At 40.1% G+C, this 22,421-nt stretch carries 23 protein-coding genes and 1 tRNA gene; 10 read left to right on the plus strand and 14 right to left on the minus strand.

All coding sequences use genetic code 11. The annotated features are described in order from the left end of the window. The first annotated feature begins 41 nt into the window (after nucleotides 1-41). Both CLV51_RS16000 and CLV51_RS16005 read left to right on the plus strand, forming a co-directional pair. Complete coding sequence (locus tag CLV51_RS16000) at nucleotides 42-1,655, plus strand: glucoamylase family protein (protein ID WP_106529068.1); 1,614 nt, start codon at nucleotides 42-44, stop codon at nucleotides 1,653-1,655. A 131-nt stretch (nucleotides 1,656-1,786) separates the two neighbouring features. After that, a tRNA-Pro gene (locus tag CLV51_RS16005) sits at nucleotides 1,787-1,860 on the plus strand. Nucleotides 1,861-1,947: 87 nt separating this feature from the next. Here CLV51_RS16005 and CLV51_RS16010 read toward each other — a convergent pair. Then, nucleotides 1,948-2,805, minus strand: coding sequence for a hypothetical protein (locus CLV51_RS16010; protein WP_146151297.1), 858 nt, complete (start codon nucleotides 2,803-2,805; stop codon nucleotides 1,948-1,950). A gap of 403 nt (nucleotides 2,806-3,208) precedes the next feature. Between CLV51_RS16010 and CLV51_RS16015 the strand changes: the two genes are divergently transcribed. Next, entirely contained in the window at nucleotides 3,209-3,658 is a 450-nt protein-coding gene (locus CLV51_RS16015; RefSeq protein ID WP_106529070.1) for an SRPBCC family protein, read from the plus strand. Nucleotides 3,659-3,770: 112 nt separating this feature from the next. Here CLV51_RS16015 and CLV51_RS16020 read toward each other — a convergent pair whose 3' ends face one another. From CLV51_RS16020 to CLV51_RS16030, 3 genes are read right to left on the minus strand one after another with little or no spacing between them, the layout of a single operon-like run. Then, a complete protein-coding gene (locus tag CLV51_RS16020) occupies nucleotides 3,771-4,328 on the minus strand; it encodes a DUF4256 domain-containing protein (RefSeq protein WP_245898780.1) in 558 nt (185 codons plus the stop codon). Nucleotides 4,329-4,384: 56 nt separating this feature from the next. After that, nucleotides 4,385-4,606: a DoxX family protein gene (locus CLV51_RS16025; RefSeq protein ID WP_106529072.1), complete on the minus strand. Its 222-nt coding sequence runs from the start codon at nucleotides 4,604-4,606 to the stop codon at nucleotides 4,385-4,387. Nucleotides 4,607-4,641: 35 nt separating this feature from the next. Then, nucleotides 4,642-5,394, minus strand: a complete 753-nt coding sequence (locus CLV51_RS16030) for an SDR family oxidoreductase (protein WP_106529073.1) — start codon at nucleotides 5,392-5,394, stop codon at nucleotides 4,642-4,644. Between the two features lie 252 nt (nucleotides 5,395-5,646). Here CLV51_RS16030 and CLV51_RS16035 point away from each other — a divergent pair, with 252 nt between their 5' ends. The 4 genes from CLV51_RS16035 to CLV51_RS16050 all read left to right on the plus strand — a co-directional run bounded on the left by CLV51_RS16035 (nucleotide 5,647) and on the right by CLV51_RS16050 (nucleotide 8,135). Further along, nucleotides 5,647-6,189, plus strand: coding sequence for a DUF2975 domain-containing protein (locus CLV51_RS16035; protein ID WP_106529074.1), 543 nt, complete (start codon nucleotides 5,647-5,649; stop codon nucleotides 6,187-6,189). Nucleotides 6,190-6,219: 30 nt separating this feature from the next. After that, nucleotides 6,220-6,399 carry a helix-turn-helix domain-containing protein gene (locus tag CLV51_RS16040; protein WP_281261529.1) on the plus strand — a complete coding sequence of 60 codons (180 nt, stop codon included), beginning with the start codon at nucleotides 6,220-6,222 and terminating at the stop codon, nucleotides 6,397-6,399. Between the two features lie 48 nt (nucleotides 6,400-6,447). Further along, nucleotides 6,448-7,041 (plus strand): ankyrin repeat domain-containing protein, encoded by a 594-nt coding sequence (locus tag CLV51_RS16045; RefSeq protein ID WP_106529076.1) that lies wholly within the window; start codon nucleotides 6,448-6,450, stop codon nucleotides 7,039-7,041. A gap of 275 nt (nucleotides 7,042-7,316) precedes the next feature. Next, on the plus strand, nucleotides 7,317-8,135 hold the full coding sequence (locus tag CLV51_RS16050) for an acyltransferase family protein (RefSeq protein WP_211302047.1): 819 nt from the start codon (nucleotides 7,317-7,319) through the stop codon (nucleotides 8,133-8,135). 393 nt (nucleotides 8,136-8,528) lie between these two features. Here CLV51_RS16050 and CLV51_RS16055 read toward each other — a convergent pair whose 3' ends face one another. After that, nucleotides 8,529-10,025: a hypothetical protein gene (locus CLV51_RS16055; protein WP_106529077.1), complete on the minus strand. Its 1,497-nt coding sequence runs from the start codon at nucleotides 10,023-10,025 to the stop codon at nucleotides 8,529-8,531. A 695-nt stretch (nucleotides 10,026-10,720) separates the two neighbouring features. Between CLV51_RS16055 and CLV51_RS16060 the strand changes: the two genes are divergently transcribed. Beyond that, a complete protein-coding gene (locus tag CLV51_RS16060) occupies nucleotides 10,721-11,032 on the plus strand; it encodes a helix-turn-helix domain-containing protein (RefSeq protein ID WP_245898791.1) in 312 nt (103 codons plus the stop codon). Here CLV51_RS16060 and CLV51_RS16065 read toward each other — a convergent pair. The 4 genes from CLV51_RS16065 to CLV51_RS16080 all read right to left on the minus strand — a co-directional run bounded on the left by CLV51_RS16065 (nucleotide 11,022) and on the right by CLV51_RS16080 (nucleotide 16,794). Then, the gene (locus CLV51_RS16065; RefSeq protein ID WP_106529078.1) at nucleotides 11,022-12,722 is read right to left on the minus strand and encodes a TlpA family protein disulfide reductase; all 1,701 of its coding nucleotides are present in this window, start codon (nucleotides 12,720-12,722) and stop codon (nucleotides 11,022-11,024) included. The genes CLV51_RS16060 and CLV51_RS16065 overlap by 11 nt on opposite strands. 142 nt (nucleotides 12,723-12,864) lie before the next feature. Beyond that, nucleotides 12,865-14,001, minus strand: a complete 1,137-nt coding sequence (locus CLV51_RS16070; protein WP_211302025.1) for a hypothetical protein — start codon at nucleotides 13,999-14,001, stop codon at nucleotides 12,865-12,867. A gap of 118 nt (nucleotides 14,002-14,119) precedes the next feature. Continuing rightward, complete coding sequence (locus tag CLV51_RS16075) at nucleotides 14,120-15,628, minus strand: glycoside hydrolase family 28 protein (protein WP_106529079.1); 1,509 nt, start codon at nucleotides 15,626-15,628, stop codon at nucleotides 14,120-14,122. A 233-nt stretch (nucleotides 15,629-15,861) separates the two neighbouring features. Continuing rightward, nucleotides 15,862-16,794, minus strand: a complete 933-nt coding sequence (locus CLV51_RS16080; RefSeq protein ID WP_106529080.1) for a class I SAM-dependent methyltransferase — start codon at nucleotides 16,792-16,794, stop codon at nucleotides 15,862-15,864. A 795-nt stretch (nucleotides 16,795-17,589) separates the two neighbouring features. Here CLV51_RS16080 and CLV51_RS16085 point away from each other — a divergent pair. Together CLV51_RS16085 and CLV51_RS16090 are read left to right on the plus strand one after the other, a co-directional pair. Next, entirely contained in the window at nucleotides 17,590-18,174 is a 585-nt protein-coding gene (locus tag CLV51_RS16085; RefSeq protein ID WP_106529613.1) for a Crp/Fnr family transcriptional regulator, read from the plus strand. Nucleotides 18,175-18,243: 69 nt separating this feature from the next. Beyond that, nucleotides 18,244-18,969, plus strand: coding sequence for an SDR family oxidoreductase (locus tag CLV51_RS16090; RefSeq protein WP_106529081.1), 726 nt, complete (start codon nucleotides 18,244-18,246; stop codon nucleotides 18,967-18,969). 174 nt (nucleotides 18,970-19,143) lie between these two features. Here the strand turns inward: CLV51_RS16090 and CLV51_RS16095 are convergent, their stop codons facing one another. From CLV51_RS16095 to CLV51_RS16115, 5 genes are all read right to left on the minus strand, one after another. Next, on the minus strand, nucleotides 19,144-19,662 hold the full coding sequence (locus CLV51_RS16095) for a cupin domain-containing protein (RefSeq protein WP_106529082.1): 519 nt from the start codon (nucleotides 19,660-19,662) through the stop codon (nucleotides 19,144-19,146). Nucleotides 19,663-19,739: 77 nt separating this feature from the next. Beyond that, on the minus strand, nucleotides 19,740-20,309 hold the full coding sequence (locus CLV51_RS16100; RefSeq protein WP_106529083.1) for a Crp/Fnr family transcriptional regulator: 570 nt from the start codon (nucleotides 20,307-20,309) through the stop codon (nucleotides 19,740-19,742). Between the two features lie 55 nt (nucleotides 20,310-20,364). Then, entirely contained in the window at nucleotides 20,365-20,688 is a 324-nt protein-coding gene (locus CLV51_RS16105; RefSeq protein ID WP_106529084.1) for a hypothetical protein, read from the minus strand. Nucleotides 20,689-20,751: 63 nt separating this feature from the next. Next, entirely contained in the window at nucleotides 20,752-21,336 is a 585-nt protein-coding gene (locus CLV51_RS16110; protein WP_106529085.1) for a Crp/Fnr family transcriptional regulator, read from the minus strand. 130 nt (nucleotides 21,337-21,466) lie between these two features. Beyond that, a complete protein-coding gene (locus tag CLV51_RS16115; RefSeq protein WP_106529086.1) occupies nucleotides 21,467-22,357 on the minus strand; it encodes an AraC family transcriptional regulator in 891 nt (296 codons plus the stop codon). Nucleotides 22,358-22,421 lie beyond the last annotated feature (64 nt).

Raw genomic sequence — 22,421 nt, forward strand, 5'->3', positions numbered from 1 at the left:
CATAACCCGGGATATTAATCTATCTTTAAAAAATATATAATATGAAAAAATTATTAATCAGTATAGCCGTCCCCGTTATATTACTGCCGGGCTTTGGTTGCACCAAATCAAAGCCTGTAGCAGCCAACAATAAAGACACCATTGTTGATTATAAGCCATTGCTCGAAAAAACACAGCAGGGTTGTTTTCAATACTTTTGGCAATTGGGCAAAAACTTTTCCGGCATGGCACCGGAAAGGGCTACGGCCACTTCCGGCAATACGGTAGCTACCGGTGGCAGCGGATTTGGCGTAATGGCTACCATTTGTGGTATGGAACGCGGCTGGATCAGCAAACAGGAAGGTACGCAACGCATTCTCAGCATCGTACGTTTCCTGGACAAGGCCGATCGTTTTCATGGCGCATGGTCGCACTGGATGAACGGAACAAATGGCCAGGCCGTTCCCTTTAGCAGTAAAGGCAATGCAGGTGATCTGGTAGAAACCTCTTTTATGATGGCTGGTTTGCTTAGCGCCAAGGCCTATCTCACGGGCAGCAGTGCAGAAGAAACAGAGATCCGTCAGCTCACAGATAAATTTTATCAAACCATTGAATGGGACTGGTACACCAATAATACTAAGAGTCTTTATTGGGGCTGGTATCCACAGGGAAATGTTTTTCAGTTGCCCATCGGTGGCTGGAACGAAAGCCTGATCACTTATATTCTTGCACTGGGAGCTCCCACGCACGCTATCACACAAGACGTTTATAACAACGGATGGACGCGCAACGGTAATTTCCGGAATGGTAAAACCTTCTACGGTTATAAACAATATTTAGGCAGAGATAAAGGCGGACCATTGTTCCTGTCTCATTACTCTTTCCTTGGTTTGAACCCGCACCTGATGCAGGATCAATACACCAGCTATATACAGCAGCATATAAATCATACGATGATTAACCGCGCTTATTGCCTGCAGGAGGCACCTGCAACAAATCTGTATGCGCCCAATCAGTGGGGACTTACCGCTGCAGATGGCGTAAACGGCTACAGGCCGCATGCACCGGACCTGGATGAAGGCACCCTTGCACCTACCGCAGCATTGTCGGCCATGCCTTATACCCCCTATTATTCCATACAGGCATTACAACATTATATGAATGACATGGGAACTATGTTGTGGGGTGTATATGGTTTTCATGACGCTTTTAATGTTAGCAAAAACTGGTACGACAATCAATACCTGGCTATTGACCAGGGGCCTGTTGTTGTGATGATAGAAAACTACCGCACCGGTAAAATCTGGGATCTTTTAATGAGTGTGCCGGAAGTTCAACAGGGCCTGCTGCTGGCAGGCATCAACAAGCCGGTGTACGAAACCGGCTTCCCGGAAGCCATGCCGGAAAGCATTTCAGGATGTTATGATATGTTGCTGCATCCGGACAAAGGGGTGTATGAAATAGCTTATTACATTAAAGAAGCAGGTGTGAATTCCACCTTTACCCTACTCGACGAAAATGGCAATACCGTACGTGTATTGCAAGCCAGCGCACCTGCTAACGTTGGCGCATATACGCTATCATTTAACCAGGACAAAATTGTTACGGGCAAAACTTATGTTTTGCAGTTGCAAGCCGGTGAAAAACGTGTAGCCATCAAAGTTATTCTTCACTAATGATCGCAGGCAGCTAACAGCCAAACCGGAGGCCATGCGTATTCAATACAAAGACATGATACCGGATAATTTCGTATGACCGTTTTAGTTTGGATTATTTTTCCAAATTAATTAAATTAGTGCTACATCTTCGGGATGTAGCGCAGCCCGGTAGCGCGTTCCGTTCGGGACGGAGAGGCCGCAAGTTCAAATCTTGTCATCCCGACTTTTAAGTTTTTTTTAAAAAAACTCGCTCTGGTAGCGGGTTTTAAGTTCGAAGTATTTGAAGAGTTTTGCCCCGGATCGTCAGTAATTAATTTTCCGTACGCCGCAATAAATTAATGCCCATTAAGTAGGGCATAATGAATGGTACAGCCGGAATGGATACGACAAAGCCTGCTGTGGCAAATGGTTCGGGGCAAGAGGATTGTAATATGTCCAATACAAACCCCACTATACTCAGCATTATATAAATGTGGCAGATATTTGGCCTGAGCCATCCGGTAATTTTCAGTGATACGGCAAAAGCGGCTGTTGCCAGATAGATAAGTGCTACTTCTACCAGGCTTATAATACCATATTGAGGCCTGACTGCCAGGAACCAATCCGGTCTTTTTACTGAAGGGGATACCGCGAAGATCTTGTATGATTCGACCAAATTGCTGCCCCAGTAGGTCATATCAATAATAAAAAGGGGAATGGCAATCATTATAGCAGTGAAACCAAGCAGGGAATAAAAATTTTCGCCGGTATTTTTTAATTTTTCTCTTAATAGGGCAAACCCAAACGTTATCAATACGCCTGCAAGAATCAGGATAGCATACCTTATCTGCTGTATAGCAGCGGTTGCTGCCCATCCCGCGGCAGTATCAGGCGGTGGGCCAAAACCTGCAAAAATAGAGATGAATATCCATGGGACAATCATAAACATTGCAATAGCAGCAAGGTGTTTCTTTTCAGCATCATTGCTTCTGATATTATGTGCACCAAGAATCCATGCAGCTATTGCCATCAGGCAAGACTGTATGATCCAGACCGGCAGATATATTTTAGCATCGATGTGCTTCATTCCAAAGCCTTGTGTCGCAACAATGGCCAGTATAGCACCCAGAAAAGGGGCGAGTGGAAGATATATCCTGCTTATGTGTTGTTTAGTTAGTTTTGATGACATATTGGGAAAGGTTTTGGCGTAACCGAAAAAAACGCTTGATGAAATAGCAGCATTAACCTTAAGGTAGGGCACTTTATTCATTATTGCAAGACAGATAATTGACATGTCCGATAACGGAAATAAAAAATAGTGATGGAACACATTCGTTATAAGACCGCTATATTGATTAAACGCGTCCTCATTTATGCCAAAGAGACTTCCGTTAACGAGGCTTTCGCGAATTTGGTCGCAAATACCCCGTTAGACTGTCGTATTTAGCCGCTGTCAAAATCAAATTTTCCTACCACCTTTGTAGTGCTGAAGTTAACAGGTAAAACAATTAACAACGTAAGTGGAGCAGCGACCACTGTAAAAACGGGCGGAACCGAAAAGCCAGACGAGTAGGAAACGAAAAAATGATTTTATGTCAGACAATAATGTTTCGTTACACCGGGTTCTTAAAGCGTCTCCGGAAAAGGTATACCGCGCATTCACTGAAGCCCTGGCAATTGCTTCATGGTTACCCCCATATGGCTTTCTTTGTACCGTCCATGAAATGACCGTAGAGACAGGAGGTTCTTTTAAAATGTCGTTTCAAAATTTCTCCACCGGTAATAGCCATTCATTCGGTGGAAAATACATTGAGATCAAACCCAATGAGTTTCTGAAGTACACCGATAAATTTGATAACCCTAATCTTCCGGGTGAGATGATCACTTCTGTTTGGCTTCGGAAAACTTTAGCGGGTACGGAAATAAAAATTACACAGACAGGAATTCCTGCTGCTATACCCGCAGAAATGTGCTATTTAGGCTGGCAGGAATCGTTGGAGAAGTTGGCTAAGCTAGTAGAGCCTGAGATACCAGATGCCTGATTCAGCAAAAGAGGTCGATATTATTTCCTGCCACTTTTGGGCTTTACTAAAATAAAAATCAACGTTAGGATTCATTCTATTCTTTACCATAGTATGTTATTTTGTTCAAAATTTAGACCCTCAGCGAGCCACGGAACGCCCTGACCGCATAGTAAGATTGTGCACCATTGTGATACACGAAGACATTGCCGTAGCGGTAATCAGCAAAGATGGCACCACCGAGTTTTCTAATATCAGTAGGTGTTTTCACCCAGCTCGATGTTTTCATATCGAAACTTCCGAGTTGCTGCAGCTCCCGATATTGTTCTTCCGTTAAAAGCTCTATGCCCATGGCAGCTGCCATATCAATAGCGTTATTTTCCGGTTTATGTTCTTTCCTTGCCTCATGCGCTTCATGGTCGTAACAAACATTTCTGCGCCCATCAGGACTTTCTGCTGAACAATCATAAAAAATGTATTCGCCCGTCTTTTTATCGTGACCAACAACATCCGGTTCTCCGCCGGTTCTTTCCATTTCATTGAGCGACCACAGTTTTTCAGTATTAGCTTCCAGCTTTGCTTGCACTTTAGCCCATTCAAGACCTTTATGGCGGGTCATGTTTTTCTCAAAACGGGCTTTTAATGTGTTGAGTAGTTCTTCACGTTGTTCTGGTGACAACTTCTTTTTCATGCTATTCATTTTTTAGAATTACCTGAAATGATCTTTCTATCCGCTGGTCTGAAATATCACGATACCACAGTCAAGATCAGCAATAACAACGAAGGAAATATTTCATTCACGGTACCTGATGCGATATGTGAAAATGCCGCTCCCGACATGACAAACAAAAAGCCTGCATAAGCCCATTCCTTTAGTAAAGCAAATTTAGGAATAAGATCAATTTCACCAAAGAGCTGCCCGAAGTGGAGCAGCTCTTTAGTGAAATATTTACTTAATTTTATATCCACTCCAAAATCTTATTATTGCTATCATATTCATTTCATCATTTTATTCTTGGAAATCCTCCATCAACTGATATTTCTGTTCCATGTATAAATGAAGCTCCATCTGATGCAAGAAAGGTGACAGCTTTAGCAACTTCTTCCGGTTGTCCGAAACGTGCCAATGGAACTTGTGGAATAACATATGCCACAGTATTTTTAATTTGTTCTGGTGATAGATTAGAACGGTCAAAATAATTGGTTTCAATAGGTCCTGGACTAACGGCATTAATTCTGATTTTCTTTGCTGCAAGTTCCGATGCAAATGTTTTCACTAAAGATTGAACTGCTGCTTTTGCAGCGGAATAAACTGATGAATTCGGCATCCCTATTTCTGTTACAACTGAAGTATTCAAAATAATTGAACCTCCTTCTTTCATTAGGGGTAGCATTTGCTGAACAGTAAACAAAGTGCCCTTTACCAATACATTGAATTGTTCATCGAAGTGTTCTTCTGAAATGTCCTGAATTGGGGCATACTTACCAAATCCGGCATTGACGTAGAGTATATCTATTTTTGGTGAAATGGCTTGCACTTTTTGGGAGAGGCTCATTAAATCCGACATTTTACCTGCATCCGAAACAATACCCCTGGCTTGCTTACCCAGTTCACTTACGGTTTGGTCAACAGAACCCTGGATACGTCCTGTTAATATAACGACTGCTCCATTTTTAATAAAATCAACTGCTGTTGCTTTACCGATACCACTAGTACCTCCCGTTATTACCGCCACCTTATTTTTTAATTGATCCATAGCTTTATATTTATTTAATAGGACAAAACTACTATCGTTATAGAGCAGATAAAACCCATTTCTTGCTACTTTTTAGTTAATCAGCTATTCCTCATTCATTTTGATAATTCGTAAACGCTCAACGAAGTAAGCGACACGATTGGGTCTTTCCCTGCTTAAATGGGCATTTTCCAATATTTATCGAAATAAATATTTTATTTATTGATAAACAATAAATAATTATCTATATTTGATGATATAAAAAACTACATTATGAATACTGAAGTCAAAACAAATACGAGAACAGCACTAATTCTTACAGTAATGCGCATCGTGACTTGGGTAGCATTCATTGGCTTAATGATAAAAGCAGGCGCCATCCTGATTTCTTATGGCGTAAGCTGTGTTAACCCGGAGGCTGCGAGAAACCTTTACATGGGACTGAATTTGCACACCATCAGACAGATCAACTTCTGGCACTACACCCTGTCTGTTTTCTTTATGATTGCCTTATCGGGTATGAAAACATTCGTTTTGTTTCTGGTAATCAAGGCCCTGTCGAAGGTAAACCTGGTGAACCCCTTTACAATTGGAGTAGCCCGGATACTTGAAAAGATCAGTTATGTTTTATTAGGAACCTGGGTTATTGTTATGCTAAACAACGTGCACGCCGGTTGGTTGTTGAAAAGAACAGGGATTCTTCAAGAAGAGTGGACTACAGAGGAATTCATTTTTATGGCGGGGATCGTATTTATTATTTCACAGGTTTTCAAGCGCGGTGTAGAAATTCAATCTGAAAACGACCTAACAGTATAAGTCATGCCTATTATAGTAAACTTAGATGTAATGATGGCAAAGCGAAAAATGTCATTGAATGAGCTTTCAGAGAAAGTGGGTTTAACACTCGCTAATCTTTCCATACTCAAAACCGGAAAAGCAAAGGCAATTCGATTTAGTACACTGGAATCTATTTGCAACGTACTGGATTGTCAGCCGGGGGATTTATTAGAATATACAAAGGAATAATATATCCTGTAAGACATTGAGCTTCTTAACCATTTAACAATCAGCATCATGAAAACACAAAAAAGTAATTCATTAAAAGTAGTCACTAAAATTGCTTTTCTGGTCACCCTGTTAATTGTAGCCTCATGCAAAAACAGGGAAGGCTCAAAAGAAAGTGTAACTACTGTTTCTCAGGCTAAGGTGAAGCCCCCCAAAATTGATATTCATACAGCTGTCCTCACAAACAACCTGGATGCACTTAAGCAACATATCGCTGCAGGTAGTAACCTGAATGAAAAAGACCCGGTGGGTGGTTCAAGTCCGTTGATCACCGCTTGCCTGTTCGATAAGAGAGAAATGGCCAAAACGCTGATCGAATCCGGGGCTCAAATAAACTTCCAGAATAATGATGGGTCTACCGCACTTCTTACAGCCTCCTTCTTTTGTCGACCAGAAATCGTAAAAATGTTGTTGGATAAAGGTGCTGACAAAACAATCAGGAATAAGTATGGTAGTACTGCCTATGCATCTGTGGCAGGCTCTTTCAGTGATGTGAAGAACACATATGACATGATGGGGAAAATGCTCGCACCAATGGGACTGAAACTTGACTACGCTTACATTGAAAAAACCAGGCCTGAAATTGCAGCGATGCCGAAATAATTTCCTGACTTCAACCGCAAATAAAAATGTTACCATCAAACAGAAGGTACGACATCGATTGGGTAAGAGTGATTTCAATCGGCTTGCTCTTAGTATATCATGTAGCCATTAGTTTCCAGCCCTGGGGGATAATGATAGGATTTATTGCAAATGAAAAATCATGGGGAACGCTCTGGATCCCCATTACCATGCTTAATATATGGAGGATACCGCTTTTGTTTTTTGTATCCGGAATGGGAGTCTACTTTTCAATTCAAAACAGAAACTGACAGCAACTGTTACGGGAACGCGCAGGCAGGATACTACTTCCCTTCCTGTTTGGTATGTTTTTTATAGTTCCCATCAGCGTACTCATTTGGCAATACTACTATCATCGGGAATTGAGCTACAATTATCATCCCGGGCATTTATGGTTTTTGGGTAACATCTTTGTCTATGTAGTGATGCTGTCTCCGATTTTCTTTTGTTTAAAAGGAAATGAAAACGGAAAACTGGTCACGTGGGTAAAAAAGTTATTGAGCAATCCATTGGGGTTACTTCCTGTTATTGCTGCCTTCATTGCCGAAGCATTATTGGTTGATCCAAATCCATACGAAATGTATGCGATGACGTGGCACGGATTTTTCCTGGGACTACTGGCGTTTTTCTTCGGCTTTTGTTTTGTGTTAAGTGGCGATACTTTTTGGAAGATGATCCTGAAATGGAGATGGTTGTTTATTGTTGCTGCAGTCACGTTTTATACCTATCGATTGTTTCAATTCCAAATGCGTGTACCGGGTTATCAGTCGGCGATCGAGTCTAATTGCTGGATCATATCAGTTTTTTCATTTGGTTACAAATACCTTAACCATCCTGGTAAAGTCCTGAATTATTTAAGTCAGGCTATCTACCCGGTTTATATACTTCATATGATATTTCTATTCCTGGCGTCTATGTTGATCTTCCCACCGGATATGGAGATCCACCTTCAATTCATTTTGGTTTTTCTGTTTACAGGGATTGGATGTTTCGTCACTTATGAATTTATTATTAGAAGAGTAAACATCATCAGGCCCTTATTCGGGTTAAAAATGAAACGATATACAGTTAAGTAGCTATTCCCAGTGTATTTATCCGCTGCTCACAATCGCTCTGTATAGCGAGACAATCCTCGCGGTCTATATTTCCGTTAGAAAGGAGTTCCCTGGTCTTTGCGACTCGTTCAATCAATTTGGTGCAGCACCTATTTAGTTATTATAGTTTTCATACAGATTACATTTAAAATATGTTTTTACACTACAAAAGTAATTTGAGTAGTAATCTGAATGCCAGGAAAAAAATGAAGTTGAATAGGACTTATTTGATTTTTTGCCTGACCTTGCGTAATAGGAAAATGCTCAAAAAGGCTGCAATTATGCAGCCTTTTTGAGCATTTTAGTCTGCCCGGAACCGGCCGATCATCAACAAAATTCGATGGATGCTAAAATACGATATGATTAAATTATCAGTTAGTGCTTCGTTGTTTTTTTATCTTCTGCATCTATAGCCTCAAACGCCTTTCTATACAACTCCAGTTTATTGGTTGTTCTTCCGGCATCGGGTGCTTCAGATGGTTTATCAAAAAAGTTCATTAAAAAGGAACAATCACTTCCAAATTTTATCTGGGTTACACCATGGCATCCCTGGCACCCGCCCATACTAATTTTCCTCCTCCCATACAAAACATTCACGCCTCCGTTATGAGGATTTGAAATATCACTTCCCCTGAAATTCGATAATGTAGAATCTGATTCTATGACGTAGTTAGCCAGGAAGAAGCTGAAAGAGGTGCTATCATTAGTTGGGTTGCCCTGCACCCCTACCAGGCGGTAATACTGCCAGATAGATCGTGGATTTTTTTTCTTTAATTCTCTGTGAACATATGCCGTAGAGGAGTCTACAATGGCAGGTATTGGGTGTGCGCGAGTATATTCCTTCGGGTCAGGCCCATTGTTATTATTCTTCAGCTCTACATAGCCCATATGACTTGCTTCCACATCCACATGTTCAAAAGTAGCAAAGATAAAATTCTGATAGTTAAGCGTTTTATGAATAATATGTATACCAATGAGCCCATATGGCTTGTTGTATGCCACTATTACATTCCCGATTTTTTTATAGGTAATGACCGTCCGTGTAAAATACCTGGGAAATTCCGCTGATGTTATTTCCTTCCACGCCGTTTTTACTTCTATAGCTCCGATATAGGTTTCGCCAAAAAGGTAGGGAATCTGCGCTCCTCCACAAGGCAAACAGAAGACCCTTGCACTCTGGGGGCAATTGCAGGTGGACCCGTTGGAACCAGGATAATAAGCGCTATCAGCATCAATATTCTTCTTGGTATTGTTTATAGCCTCATGTAACCTCCCGGAATCCGCGTAGTTACCATACACATAATCATATTCGTCCTGGTTTACCTTGGCCTGATACAGTACCTGTCGATTTTTACCATCTTTATCAGTATTTGCAAATAGATCACAGGATCCAATCTCATTATCCTCATCCAGGTTATTAAAGAGGGTGAGATCGGCCCCCCCTATAGGAAACGGATTTATCTTATAAACGTATTTAGGCACCTTATTAAAAGGGAGCATATTATTATCATATGGCCTCAATTCAGTACGATGGGCATACGTTTCCCATACCACCGGAGCGATTGGGTAAGGGGGGGCATTATGCAAGTCGTACGCCCAGGACCTGTCCGGTCTTCCTCTTACTTTAGAATTATAACTGTAACTCGACTGCCAGTTCAGCGCAAAAAATTCATTCCAGGCAAAAGTAACCAGTTGTGCAGGATCAGCATTAAGCGGCAGGTTTTTCGGAATATCCATACCAAACGTCACCGGAAAATTATACAGGACAGCTGTATGCTTAGGTGCTGCCTTTGATGGCATTTGCTTGAAAACGATAATAAGGGTTGCCCCTACAAAAATTCCCAGGAAGATGATAAGGAGTGCTTTTTTCATAAGATGTTATTTTGAGGGTTTAAAGCAGGTAGCATTAGCTGCCATGCAACAAAAATTGCACAACTCAACTAATACAATGCTTATTTTGAATTTTGTTATTAGAGAAGAAAGTTATTTGAGGTTTTAAAGGATACAAAATATCGTGAAACAATTTGAATCTAATCCTACAGTCCAATCAGAGAAGCTAAGGTTTAATCTGACTACCTTTTAACGCATGAAAATTTATGTGAAATATTTTACACGAATGCCTGGTTATTTGAGGCCTGAAACATAAAAATGAGGTACTTGTAAATAGGTGTTTTATTGGATCTACTTAACCTGTGCGCAGCTTATGACAATCAGTAAGCTTTGTAACCTGAAAAAAAAGTTATCTCTAAGATATAAAAGATAATCCAATATTCAAATAATTTTTGTGCTCATATCTATACTAGCTCCTGTAAATCATCTTCGTGAAAACCGGCTCATAGCATGTCCAGTCTAACTCTTTGGTTACGAATTTATTGAAACTGATGTAAGTTTACAATTACCAGGGCTTACTTTCCAGGACAATATTTTATACTTACAGCGATATTCTTCCTATCGGAGCGACGAGACGATCGGAAATAAGTTCGGATTTTGTATGGGCAAGCCGACTCTGGATCAGGGAGCAATATAAAAGTGGTGCTGAAATTGCGAGTATTTGCACAGGTGCATTTTTGCTGGCTGCTACCGGCTTGCTGGAAGGCAAGACCTGTTCCACGCATTGGAATTTGGCAGCCAATTTCAAGCGGTTGTTTCCAAACATTGATCTTCAACCCGATAAACTGATCACTGCCGAAAGGGGAATATATACCAACGGTGGCGCATACTCATTTTTGAACCTGATACTTTTCTTAGTTGAAAAATATTTTGACAGGGATACAGCTATTTTCTGCTCAAAAATATTTCACTTAAGAGCACTTTGTCGGCCGGATAAACCTAAACCTGCAAGAGCACCAGGTTTGACGACGCAACTCCTTACTTGTTGATCAGGGTAACCAGCGCTTCCCTGTTTTCTATATCCGACGCGCCGGGCCTGTAAATACCAGTCTTGTCAATGAAAGCATGGCCTGGATAACCGCTGAACGAAAAATAGTGTGCCAGTTCTGCATCCAGCGTTTCATCAATAAGAAAATGTATGCCTGGTTGTTTCAGTTCCATTACTTTCGATTTCCATTTACTTTCAGTAGAGTTATGGATGGTGCACAGGTAAACAAAAATAACAGGCAGATCTTTTGACGCTTCCTGTAGTTTTTTGCCATGTGGCATTTCACCGAGGCAGGGCGAGCACCAGGTAGCCCACAGATCGATAATAATAGCTTTGCCTGGAAAGCTTTGTTTGAGCTTTGCCAGGAAATCAACAGCTTTTATACCCGACACTTTGTACATGCTGGCACCAAATGAAGTTTCCATCAGCGGCTTTCCAAAGCTGGTATGTTGTGTGCCACCCGCTGACCTGGCAAGTATTTTATTGATTTCATCAATCTTGTCAGCAGTACGCTTGTATTCCTTTTTTACCACCGCAATACACCATGCGGTATGCATGCTGCGAAGAATGTGGTCCAGCGCCACCTTTTGTTCATTAACATCCTTACTTGTATTTAGCCGAAGCTTCAGAAAGTCAGCTTTGGCTGAAGAGAAGATGCTGTCTGTTCTTTGAATGCTTTTATCAAGTGACCGCATTAATGCTATTTTTTGTATGCGGGGTTGAAGCTGTTCCGACCATTTTTTTATGTTTTCAAGTGTATAAGGATATACCGGCTGCATTTTTTCACTGTCTCTCAATGAATCGATAAGTGCCTTTTCAGCAACATCCAGGTCTGGTAGTACCGCCACATCCTTCCAGTTTGTGGAAACCCTGCCGCCAGGCAGGGTGCTGATGTATATAGCCATATAGCTATAGAATCCGGCACTATTGTTCGACACCAGGTAGCTCTTGTGTTGTTTCATTTTTTGCCAAAGGGTATCATCCATGGTCTTCCACCAGTAATTCGTACAGATCTGTGCATAATAGTCAGACATCCTTTCGTTTTCCAATATCCAGCTATATGGCGAAGGGTTGGCGGCGATATAGCTGTCTTCTATTATTTTCACGGAATCGAACAGTTTATTATAATCCGGGAGTATGTTACCGGCAACAGCCCTGGAAGAATGGAGCAACCCGTATATGCTGCCGGACAGCTCCAGTTGTTGCGGTCTTTTATAGAGCACATAATTGTTCAGGTAAACGTTCAGTGGGCCATCACTACCCAGGTAGCGTACACCATCGCCATTGAAACTAACCTCTTTTGCCGCCTTGATCTTTTTCATATCCAGTTCCAGATATAAATCCTTATTGGCATAAAGGCCGGTATAGAAGAGCTCTCCCACTCCAAACCATATCTGCTGATAAGGAAATGCATAATCGAGTTCCAGCCTGAAACTGCCATCCGTCTGAGCAAAAACTGTTTTTCTTATCTGACTTTCTGAAAAAGGAGTCACCACTGAGTAAGTAATGGGCAGTTTTTTCAGTTCCTCTGCCGATAGGTGCAGCAGCTTACCTGTAACCCTGGGAATGCTAAGGCCGGCATACATTGCATTGAACGCGGTATCTTCAAGGGCAACTGCATTGGCAGGTACCTGCGATTTAATGGTCGCAGAAAAACAAAGCAGGAAAAACAGCAGGCAGGGGATTCGCATGAAATCAGGTTGTTTATTTTAAAGATAGCAGAATTTAACGTGTTGTGCCAGTAATTATCATCCGGACAAATTTAAAGTCGGTTGAAAACATTTATTCTCAAACTGTCAGATTAGCCAAACGCCTTCAATCATTTAAAAAAAGTTATTTCGCATCTTTATATGGCAGGTCAATTAGACTGTTGGGTTTTAAGTAGACAAAATTATTTTGAAAATCAAGAATGGTATTAAATCTTTTTAAAACTTCGTTTCCCAAAATATGTGTCTTAAATCCGGCAGGGTTAGTTGTTGTCAATAGTTGTACCGGGATATTGAATAGTACTTGTTTTCCAAGATTAAGTCTTTCGTTGTTCACTGTTATAATGGGTATTTCTTTGCCTTGTCCATTTTTCATAACTACCTTTTTTATTACCACCAAATCTCTGGGATAATCCTGCTCATTCATCAGCAAAGTGTCCAACATTATAGTTCTTTGATAGCCATTATCAAACAGAAAACGGTTCTTATATTTCTTGTTTTTTATTTGCAGCTCCGCCTGAATGCAAAATAAAGTATGTGTGTATTCAATATCAAATTTTGAATACGCTTTACTTATTTCAGGCATTTTAGTATGAACAATGAAAATATTTTTATCATAATCTATTTCAACAATTTTCCCATCAAATAAGTCCCAGCCAAACCTTCCATCAGTTCCTTGTCCTGATAATTCTACCGGATAAACTTGCAGGTTGCCCCAGGTTAAATTTCCAATCTGTAAAATATTATCTGTGCCTGTATTGTTTAATAAGTGTGTTTTGTTCCTGATAGCATCATTAGTTAATAATAAACCTGTTGTGCCCGAATCAAACTTCAAGTCTAATGTGTCAACCTTATTAAGAACGGCTTTAATTTTTACATTATTAAATTCAGTTAAAGTGAATGGAATGGTATCATGAGTCACCCTTTTTTGACTTGAATAGTTTTTAACAGGCAGGCTTTCAATTCTCGTATAGCAGCTGTCTTTATTATTTAGTAATACGATAAAGTCAAAGTGCTCATTGGGTTTTATTTTTATTTTAATGGAATCAATATCTGTATAGAATTTAATCCATTTTGGTTTAACACTCTTTGTTATTGTATGAATGTCAAGCTTAGTTTCAGGGCTCAGCTCCCAATTGAATCTATCATTTTCTCCTTCAATAATAAATGCCTTTTTTGAATTTGCCTTAATTATCGGCAATTTATTTTGAGCAAATGAAAAGGAAGTATTAAAGAAAAGAAGAAGTAAAATTAAAATTTTCATATTTACGATTTCTTTGTCAGGATGTTGAATTTTTCAGGTCGCCTAAAATGGCGCATAACAGCTGTATTTACGAAGTCCTGTCAAATACTTTCGTAAATACAGCTTTATAAAAATCGTCCTATTTTATTTTCCCATCAGCAAGATATACCTCTTCACTCGACGACATTTTTATGTTTTCAGGAGCTATTATCCTCGTTTTCCCATCTCCGTTTTTAATATAGAGATTTCTTAAATACGCGAAATGAACATCATCCAATACTACAGCATACCGGGCGTCATTCCGGGCAAGGTTGATCCATACGTCATCAATCTTAATCCCATTCACATGCCTGATAAAGAAGGCAGACGCAGGTAGACTCTGTCCAAACATTTCAGGTGACGGATACCCTTCGTCATTTTCCTTCACAGATGAGACGTTTCTTTCTGCTATAGAGCCCCCGCCATCCAGGTCCAGGATAATATGATGGATTTGTACATTTTCTACATAAGCACCAGGAAATCCAGTGATGGAGCTGGTCCTGTGACTATGGCCATCTGCAATGATATTGCTGATGATAACATTACGGAGACAGGGAATATGGGTAGCGGTATCTGTTATCATTTTAGCATGCCGGTTGCCTAAACGGATGAACAAAGGAGTAAGTGTTGAATGGATGGTTATATTGTCAATTGTGATACCATCCATTTTGCCTCCGTCTACACATTCCAGGGAGACCCCGGATTCACTGGCCGGAGAAGCCGTGATATTTGGATATTTTTTTTCCCGTTGTCGTAGCTGATCTATTGTGCAGGCTGAAACGGTACAATTGGTCACCGTAATATTCTTAAATCCTCCATATCCTGGTGTCCCGAATTTGATAGCATTACAATTACTTGCTACCACACAATTGGTAATGGTCACATTTTCACAGGGGCGGTCCCGAATATAACTTTTAAGACAGATAGCGTCATCATCGCTATCAATAAAACAGCCCCGGACTATGACATTTTTGCTGTCGATATCTATGCCATCCACATTCCAGTTACCATGGTTAATTACATGTATCCCTTCAATTTCAACACCATCACAGCCAAGGTAATCTTCCATCCAAAATGCAGAATTGACCAATGATACATTTTTTACGGCCACCTTCCTGCATGAAATGAAAAAAATGAGTTTGGGTCTGTTAGGTGCATTATCCCCCCGTTGCCAGCCGGAATAATCCCCGTTGCCGTTAATAGTGCCCTCCCCGAGAATAGATATATCTTCTTTCCCTTCCGCATAGATCAGGGCGAAATTTCTTTGCGGCCCTCCATGAGGAAAATGAGTATCCAAACATCGCAGTGTTTGAGGTGAATTGGCTGGATAATCCGCACTATCCCTACTTCCTGACAGGACAGCTCCTTTATCAAGATACAGCGTTACCCGGTCTTTCAAATAAATTGTTCCCGTATAAAATATCCCCGTGGGTATCAATATTGTACCCCCTCCTGCCTTGCTGCAATCGTTGATAGCTTGCTGGATCGCCCGGGTGCAAATAGTGACGCCATCAGGGCGGGCCCCATACCTGGTAATATCAAATATTCCAGCATTAACCCAAAGTACATGAAATAACAAAAAAAGAGAGAGGTATAAGGTTTTGTACATAAATAGTTTTTAAACAAGTATATAATTGACTTTATTCAGCTCCACAAGTTTAACATGCACTTAAGACATGTTTAAAGCTAATCGTTTTTGTTCGAGTCAATTTTATTGTTTCGACCTTTAAGATAATTCCAATTGTTATCCAGTTTGACAGGCCCAACCTACATTGTTTTATAGATTTGAATTAAGTTCCCCCATATAAATCTTCGATTAAAAAGCCCGATAACCTTTCAAACTTAAAAACTGCTAAAAACAGCAAGCTTATATACATTATCATCCGCCGGGGTTGCGCAATCCAGCCAACTTTGTAAAGCGACTTGGGCAGTACAAGGTCCATAAGTAATAATTTTAATTTTCCTCAGTAGTGATTCTTTCCTCAACATCGCTAAAACTTCTTGCAGGATTTCGCCCTTGAAGGGTGTAAACATAAAAAATATAGTTCCATCGGAATAGTCTGCTTTCCGTGCGTCAACATTTATAAATGTCACATTGGATAAATTAAGCTCCGCAGCGCAATCCCTTGCATAATCGCAAAAAGCCGGCTCAAACTCTACACCTTTGGCTGTGATTCCAGCGAGAAGATTTACCAGGATGGCTACCTGACCCAAGCCGGCGCCCAAATCAAAAAAAACGTCTTCTTTCTTAAAATGAGATTTCTCAACAAGTTCGAAAACGATTCTGGCTGGTGTTTTTTGATAATACACCATTTCCGGTTCTAAATCTTTAGTCTGCTCCGGCATAGTCTGAAAGGGGGATAATCCATTGATAAAGATATCAAGGTTATCATAACCTGTTTCTTCCTGGTGTTCGTTATAGTCTAAATTAAAATCGACGTATTCATTAATCAGGCTTTTGAATTTTTTTCCTGTATATCTCTCCATTCGGATATTCGCCTGAAGCCTTTGAAATAGGTTAATATCAATTTCTTCCAGTTCAGCCTTTACTTTTTCAGCACGATATTTAAGCGAAATCAGTTTATCTGGTTGCGCTGTTTTTCGCAGGAGTTCCTCCATCTGATCTATCACCTGAAACCCGATGAAGTCTATCACCTCAATACGTTTATCAAAGTTTTTCTCTTCATAGAGTGAAACATTTTTCTCTATTGTCCCGATATATGATTGTATTTCAAAAATTGTCCCGATATATGATTGTATTTCAAAAATGGCCATCTTTGCTGGGAGATCACAATTAATAATGTCTGATTTTTTTTAGTCAATTTAGTATTTTGATTTTAAATATGCAAGGCGGCTATTACAAATCAGTTCCGTTCATTGCCGCTTGCGTCAATTACGACTACTGGTGGTAGCCTGTCAGTCATTCCGGGTTTGCGAACAGGGCAGGATTCGAACCTACATATACTATACAATCATTGCCAGTGTGCTCGTCAGGCCAGCTGCCTGTGCGGGTAGAAATGCAGGAAAATCGCCGCACCACTGGTAAATTGAATCTGCATTAACTATATAGTGCGTTGCCATTCGCCACCTGTTCATGTTATTGAAAACAGCGGATAGATAGAAACTGTAATAATTGGTACATCGTAATTAAAGCAACACTGCTTTGTGCGAACAGTATACTACGATGTTCTCTATAGTAAGCGGGGGCTATGAACTTCTATAAAGCATATTATTTATTTTTGTTCATGTGTAGTAGTTGCATTTATGTAACCGGCTTATATAAATACAAAACAATCTAATACCGATGCATACAGCACCAGTATACCTGCAGATAAGTATCAGGTCTATTTTGTCAACCAGTTGCGGGAAGGGTTTCCATCAACTTCATTTTTCATATCGGGGGTTTGTATTATTCCATCGGCTATTTATAATTATTGTACACGAAAGTATATTCCAGGTTATTTTGTTGAGATGCCTCTGATTTTTAACAAATCTGCCATGAAAAAGTTCGGGATATATCCATCCATTATCGGACTATGCAGATTTTTTTTTAATTTTGTTCCATACATTATGTCAAACAGCTCAACACCGCTCATAAACTTTCTCCGCCTATTTCGATTGATCCCTCCCCGGGATGCGGAGATCATCACTGCCGCAACCGAGCTACGACAGTTTCATCAGGGGGATGAACTCCTGAGAGAGGGAAAGGTTTGCAGGGAAATTTTCTTTATCTGCAAAGGAGTATTACGCATTGTAAACCAAAATGAAAAAGGAGACGGTATCACGCATTTTTTCCTCAAAGAGAACCAGTTCTGCTCTATTCAGGATAGCTTCAACAACGGCACTCCTGCCAAAGAAAGCATCCTGGCTTCGTGTGATGCAGAAGTGATTACGCTGGAACGTAATAAATTAAAGGCGCTATACACACAACTCCCCTACCTGGAAAACCTGATCGATAATATCCTCCAACAGGCCCTGCTGGAAAGGATAGCAATTGTAAGCGTCTGTTTAAAGAAAGATGCGACCACCCGTTACCGCAACTTCCTGTCAAATCAGCCCGATGTAGCCCTGCGTGTCCCGCTTTCAGACGTGGCTTCTTATCTTGGTATTACACAACAATCGCTTAGCAGAATCAGAAAAAATATCCGTTCCTGATATTATTTACCTTTGGGTAAATGAACGTTCATCAATGTCTGATACCTTTATTCCATTAAAAAAAAGGGTATGAACGATCAACTAAAAGGGAAAAAAGTAATCGTACTTGGCGGTAGCGCCGGTATTGGTTTTGCAACGGCTAATGCTGCTGCAGAAGAAGGAGCAGATGTAATTATTGCTTCCAGTAACCAGGAAAGAATTGATCTGGCACTTTCAGCTTTGCCTGCAGGAGCGAAAGGATTTGTTGTTGATCTCAGCAATGAAGCGGAAATTGAATCATTCTTCCATCGCGAAGGCCGGTTTGATCACCTGGTATATACAGCAGGAGAACAATTACTACTGGGCGAACTTGCAGCCACAGCTGTCAATGATATCAAAAAGGCCTTTACATTACGGTATTATGGGGCCCTTTGCGCTGTAAAATACGGGAGCCCCAACATAAACAGGAATGGTACAATTACACTAACCACTGGCATTGCCAGCCGCAGACCGAATAAGGGCTGGACAACAGCCGCCGGCATCTGCGGAGCTATGGAAGGACTTACCCGTGCGCTGGCGGTGGAATTGGCGCCAATACGTGTAAATGCAGTTTCCCCTGGCCTTGTAAGAACGAGTCTTTGGGCAAATATGACGGCAACGGACAGGGAAGCCCTTTATGAAACTGTCGGAAATGCAATACCTGTGGGCAGAGTTGGCGAACCGGAAGATATTTCAGCGGCATACCTTTACCTGATGAAACAAGAGTATGGTACCGGCCAGGTTATCATAGCAGATGGAGGTAATATATTGGTCTAAGAAAATACTTACCCTGTTTGATAACTGTCCGGTCATCCCAACAAAAATAAGAAAGGCTTTAGGTGGTCGAACTTAAAGCCTTTCTTATTTTTGTCGGGATGAATCGATTTATCCGGATGTTGAAGCCCCCACTATTCAGATGGAATGAAAATGGATATCAAAGGATTTCACAGATTATTTTCTTATAGGTAACATGTCTGACTTGTCAACAGGAAAACTATCGTATTTATTATACAATTTTAAATATTTTTCAGGGTCAACCGGCTGCTCACTAAGTGTCTCAAATAATCCATAAAAGAAACCTTCTCTATTCATAGATGGATTAAAAATTAATGTTAATGTCACTTCTTCATTTGAATCATTGCGAAACCCATGAGGTGTAAACCTTGGGATATAAGCAACTCCTCCTTCTTTAACCTCCACCTGACGGTCTGCAACCGATATCGTTAATGTCCCTTTATTAACAATAAAAGTTTCATCCATAAACCGGTGATAATGGAGGTTAGCTCCGATAGTTAAAGGGGGTAATGTAATTTCGTATAGCCCTAACTGGTTGTTTGAAAGCTCGCTTGTTACCTTAAATGTACAGGCGAATCCACCCATTCTTATAGCTTCTCCTTCTCCGGGTTGAAATACAACCGCTTTATCTATCAATTCATCATTAAAATAGTCGGCTTTAATTTGTTTTTCCATTTTGTGTATTTTTAATGACACAAAATTCGAACCTTCCGAAATAAAAAACATTTACAAATGTTGATAACCCGAAAAAATCAGCTTCCGGCACGTATCCGGCTTAGTTGTGTGGGCGTAATACCAAGATAAGAGGCTATTTCATGCTGTTTCAAACGAGACTCCAATGTTGGAAACTGCGCTAAAAAATCGGTATATCTCTTTTTAGCAGTGTCATGTCTAAAGGAGATCTCCAGCGGCTCCTTTTCTATAATCCAATGTATCTCCATGTACCTGATATAAAAGGCTGCAATATCAAGATACTTTTCAGTCAATTGCTTAAACTCATGAAAATTGTACTCCAGGATAGTAGCGGGCTCTAATACTTTAATGCTAAATTCGCTCGGAGACTTCTTTAATAATGCAGCGGTTGATGCCACAAAGTGGTTTTCCGGAAAGAATTTCTTTATAATAATATCGCCGTTTTCAGCAGTATAGTACTGAGATAACAACCCCTCTGATACAAAACCAACTGTTTGGGGTATTTGACCTTCCGTTAAAAAGAAATCATTCCTGTCATAGCTTTTCTTTTTGATAATTTTTGCTAAAGCCAGTTTGCTTTCTTCTGAGAGTTGACCATATTCAGCAATTTTTATCCAAATGTTTTCCATGTACATATGCTTTTAAAATCCCGTAAACACAATGCTTACGGGATCTTTTGTTGTCTTAATTGTAATGAGGCGAATGCATATCTCTGCTTGCTTCTTCAGCAACATCCCCGTCAAATAGCTTGACAGTCAAACTTGCATTGACATATGCAGCCTGTTCTGCATAAAGCCCCGTTGCAAAGGCCCTGGCATTTTCTACCGAATCAAATTCATAAAACCCACCTACTGTATGCGTGCCAATTCCTACCAGCCAGGTTTTTCTGATTAACCCTTTAACATTTTTTAATTGCGCATTAACAACTTCCCATATTTCTTTTGTAAAAGGATGTACAGCTGTCTGAAATTCCCCATAGAGAAACACTTTGTTAATTGATTGACTCATTGTTTTAAATTTAATTGTTTAACAATAAGGCAAAGTTGACCATTCGGGGAATCATAAAAGTTGTCAAATGACAACCATTTTGAGCTTGGCCCGCAACTTACTCAGTGTAGAATTAGTCATTCCCAGGTAGGAAGCAACTGCTTTACTGGATACACGGGTCAATAACTTAGGTTCATGTTCTATGACCCATTTCAGCTTATCAATACCTTCCATACCTAAAAAACTATAAATCCTCATTTGTGAGTGGATAAAGGCAAACTCCACGAATTGATTATACATCAGTCGAAATGCAGGAAACTGTTCTACCGCAGAAAAAAACTGATCACGGCTAATAACTAATAACTCACAAGGTTCAAGCGCAACTAAAAAATCTCTTGACGGCTTTTGAGTGATCAGACTAGGTAAGGCAGTCATGATGCTATCTTCCAAAGCAAAATAGCCGGTAATATCATTCCCTTTTTTATCTACCTCATATAATCTCAAACAGCCTGATTTAATAAAGTACATTTTTTTACAAACCTTTCCTGCCGCTTCCAATACCTGATTCCGCTTAGCTTTTATACTTTTAAAATGAATGGCAATTTGCGCTATGGATTCATCTGAAAGCGCTGTTTTTTCTTTTAAAAAGAGATAAAGTTGATTGTCCATAATGTAGAAAACTATTGACTATAATTTAATAAGGTAGAATGGTACCTGATCCTCATCCTTTCAAATTTTTATTAATGGATTATCCGATTGAATATGCAAGTACCGTAAAAGCTATATCCACCTTTAGTTATTAAAAGCGATGTTTGATGGCCCTATACTGTTCGGGGGACATCCCCATGAGCTTTTTAAACAAACGGGAAAAATAATAAGGATCATCATAGCCCAGGCTTGCTGCGACCTCCTTAATTTTAATATTTGAACCATAGAGCAACTGACAGGACTTCTGAATCTTGAGCTGAATAAAATACTCCATAGGTGAAGTGCCTGTAGTATGACGAAATAAACTGGAAAAATGTGACGCTGAAAGTTTATAGCGCACTGAAAAATCATCTACCGTAAATCTGCTTTCCAGTTTTTCACGCATAAAAACAATTGTTTCCCTGATCATATCTTTCCCGGCTGTACCGGGGAAATGTTTCTCCGGATAAAGGAATGTCGATAAAAAATGATACAAACACATGTTGGCATTGTTTAAATTATCCTTACTATATCCCATTTCCAGGCAGCTATACATTTCATTCCAAATCTGCAGCCCCTTCTCATTATAGGGAATATCCCTGGGTCCGTCATTGAGAGAGATGTTCAACAGTTGATTGAAGGTATTCATATCTTTCCCGCTAAAATGCACCCAGAATATTGTCCATGGCTGCTCCTGATCAGCACCATATTTAATATATGTTGCAGTGGCAGGGATTTGGAAAAACTGGCCAGGGTTAACCTCATATCTTTTTTTATCGATCATATACCAGCCTTTCCCCTGCACACAGTAAATAAATATATTGTCTTCACAGCCTTTTCTGCGCTCCCGAAAATGAGAAAAAGCTTTAGGGAAATAACCAATATGCGTGATGAAAATCTGATTTAAGATCGTATTTGAGGCACTTGTATTTTTATAGATCACATTGGGTAAGCTTATCAGCTTTTGTCCCTCAAATCCATCCCTGACCTTAATCTTTCCCATATTAACCGTTATTACTGATACCTTTTACGTAGATTAATCAGCTAAACTTAACACTTTAATAGAA

This window comes from Chitinophaga niastensis (assembly GCF_003014755.1).
Lineage (GTDB): Bacteria > Bacteroidota > Bacteroidia > Chitinophagales > Chitinophagaceae > Chitinophaga > Chitinophaga niastensis.